This is a genomic window from Bacteroides sp. Phil13 (genome assembly GCF_001940965.1).
GTDB classification, from domain to species: domain Bacteria; phylum Bacteroidota; class Bacteroidia; order Bacteroidales; family Bacteroidaceae; genus Bacteroides; species Bacteroides intestinalis.
On record NZ_MSHA01000020.1, the window covers coordinates 1 to 2,250 of the forward strand.

At 39.6% G+C, this 2,250-nt stretch carries 2 protein-coding genes and 1 pseudogene; all 3 read right to left on the reverse strand.

The annotated features are described in order from the left end of the window. Positions 1–1,141 precede the first annotated feature (1,141 nt). A complete protein-coding gene (locus BWI44_RS22280; RefSeq protein WP_165852465.1) occupies positions 1,142–1,297 on the reverse strand; it encodes an HTH domain-containing protein in 156 nt (51 codons plus the stop codon). Between the two features lie 41 nt (positions 1,298–1,338). Further along, positions 1,339–1,569: a DUF8451 domain-containing protein gene (locus tag BWI44_RS03015; protein ID WP_016273394.1), complete on the reverse strand. Its 231-nt coding sequence runs from the start codon at positions 1,567–1,569 to the stop codon at positions 1,339–1,341. Positions 1,570–1,911: 342 nt separating this feature from the next. Continuing rightward, a pseudogene (locus BWI44_RS03020) lies at positions 1,912–2,250 on the reverse strand (ISAs1 family transposase); the annotation flags it as partial.

Genomic DNA, 2,250 nt, shown 5'->3' on the forward strand with positions numbered 1-2,250 from the left:
TTGATACCGCCTTTTACCATGATTCCCAACAAAAGCAGCCCCACGGCTATGATGGCTGCTTCTACTTTCCAGCTTTTCATACATTGATATTTTAGAGTTTATAAACACACACAAATATAACAAACCCAAACGGAAAAAGAAGTGCGATGGATAGTATTTTTATGATTCCGCATAAATACCACCGATGGGTTAATGGGAATTTATTTCACCACAGAGGACACGGAGTTCTTTCTCTTTTTATGAGCTAAAACTATCATTTAAGGGCGATAACTCCTCTAACTCCCTTAAATGAAAGAGCCGTGTCTACTCCTCTATTAAGATAGCGCATTGTATGCAAGGAGAAGAGATTCTTCGGGCTAAAGCCCTCTGAATGACAGATACTACGGATTTGAATTTATTAAAAACCTCCGTGTCCTCTGTGTCCTCCGTGGTGAAATTTAAATCATTATTTAGGCAGTGCCGCGCACTGCCACACTTCATCGTCCCAAATGCCACACTTTATCGCCCCAAATGCCACACTTTATCGCCCCAAATGCCACAGGTTTCGGGTGGTGAGGTGTGGCATTCCGGACGATGAAGTGTGGCATTTCGACCGGACCACGGCGACAAACAGATTGCTTTCAGCCACAAGCCTTTTCATTACTCCCAGACTCGTGTAGATATACAAAAAGCAACAGCAGCAGTCGATTCCTATTCTGATGATGCTGTTATTATTTCTTTGATAAATTATAATCTACTTCTATTATTTATTCTTTTTCACGTTGTTTTCTGCGCGCCTATCGTCGATTATAGCAATGGCATTTGCAGAATTCAACACGCCCTTTGTGGTTATCGGCAAAACATCCCTTTCATTTGCAGTTTTCAACATAGTTTTCAGGGCAATCCTTTTAAGTAAAATCGCTGTTTTTTAGGGCTTCTTTTATAAGAAATGGTTCGTTATAAAATCACATAGCGTTTAAGATATTCATGCTGCCCTATAGAGGTAGCTATCTCAATTAGTTCTTTGACAAACTTATCACTTATCTTTCTGTTCGGTTTAAACCCGCTCAAAAATCTTTTGAGCATATATGAGCGCAACTTACCTTACATTCGCTTGATTTTTTGGATAAAGCAAACAGACGAATAAAGGTAATTGAGTGTATCACTCAATTACTTTCCATTTCCCATATTTATTGCCACCTTCCCGCGTTATGATTCCTTGTTCTTTAAGAAAAACAATGTGTTTTTGTATGGCAGATTCAGATACTTGAAGTCTTTCAGGTAATTCTTTGCGTGGAATATTCGAATTTTCTTTCAATCGGTTAAAATCAATAAAGAATCTTCCCGGATTCTGAAATTCTATGCAATCATTATAAACTCTGTTAGGAGACCGTCAATGACAGCACCAATCTTCCGGCAAAAAGCCTCATCATTTAAGTTGTTGTAAGCAAACTCACTATTGAACTGTTGAATGCTGCGGCGATAGGTTTGCAACGAGACAGTGTTAATATCTTCCATGCCTATGCCGGGTATAGTCACCTCAGAACGGATTCCGAATGCTTGGTCGCACTGTATTGCCAGAATTTCCATATCTGTAGCACGCTGATCGCCACTACTGGTACGAATAAATGTATTCGCCAGGTTGTTGCTAAAGAAGACGGGCTTTATCGGAGAAGACGATATATAGAAATGTAAATAGTATATTTGACATGAAAAAGAGTTCTTATAGAAACTATTTCAGAGAGTTACAAATTTCGTCGAAGACAAGAAGTGTCAAACTCCCACATTACATATATAGTTTCAATAACCACGGTTTTTTCATTTAACCTTTGATTTAAGGGTACAATCCCCCTACCCATGTCAGTGCGGCATGGGTGAAAATTTCGTTGTTGATAATCAACTTGTTACGAATATATCAAATCTATATTTTTCTCATTTTTGATTCAGAAAATGCAATACGTTAGTGAAGTTTACCGATAACTCCCTTATTATTTCAGCCGTCCCCTTTCTCTTATCTGATATTTTTTTCCTTCTGTTCTTCCAAACTGCAATCAGTGCCAACACCATCCTTTGAATTGTGTCCGGGTTCCTGGCCGACCGTTCAGCTTTACGCTTTATGCTGTCTTGCCGGAGGTTGCGGTCAAGATCCCAGTGCATGCTTTCAATAGCCCAATGCTGTTTGGTTATCTGACTAAGCCGCCCTGCACTGCTATCCAGACTTGAAATGTACAGCCGCTGTTCAGATGTACTCCTGCCATCAGACTTTTTCTC